Raw genomic sequence first — 590 nt, forward strand, 5'->3', positions numbered from 1 at the left:
TGGCAGCGGTGGCCGTGACGGTGCTGACCCGAGGCTCGGCGCGGCGGGGCGGGGAGATCAGCGAGGGCGGCAGCCCCTGCCGGGTGGCCCGAGCCGGAGCCGTCCCCGGGGTCCGCTGCACGGGCAGCGGACGCACAGGCGCGGGAGCGGGCGACACGGGCATCGGCCTGGGCGTGGGCGCGGGTGCCCCGCTCAGCGGCACGAGCCTCGGGCGGGCGGGCACAGGCGCGTTGGCCACGGCTGGGACGGGCGCGGGAGCGGACGTGGTGGCGCGCTGCACCGGCGTCGCGGCCGTCACCGCCGACGCCGCTCCCGCTCCCTGAGCTGCATGAGCTGCATGAGCTCCGTGAAGGCGCTGCGGGGAGGCGGCCGGACGGGCGTCGGGCGGCGCGGCGTCGCCGCGCCCCGCTCCCCCTGGCGCGACGCGCAGCGGCACCGCCGTCGGCGTCGCGGCACGCTGCACGGCGACGGGCCCGGTCGGACCCGCATGCCGCGCCACCGCCCGCGCCGGGGCCAACGGCCGCACGAGGGGCGGGAGGACGGACGGCACGACGGGCGCGCCGACCGATGTCGCGGCGGGCGCGTCGGGG

General features: G+C 81.5%; 1 protein-coding gene and 1 pseudogene. Both read left to right on the forward strand.

Annotated features, from left to right (window positions below; translation table 11 throughout):
- A pseudogene (locus TR50_RS45590) lies at positions 1 to 323 on the forward strand (hypothetical protein); the annotation flags it as partial.
- Between the two features lie 14 nt (positions 324 to 337).
- Positions 338 to 590: hypothetical protein (locus TR50_RS48935; protein WP_236654479.1), on the forward strand; the 253-nt coding region annotated here is incomplete at its 3' end.

This window comes from Streptacidiphilus anmyonensis, from assembly GCF_000787855.1.
Classification (GTDB): domain Bacteria; phylum Actinomycetota; class Actinomycetes; order Streptomycetales; family Streptomycetaceae; genus Streptacidiphilus; species Streptacidiphilus anmyonensis.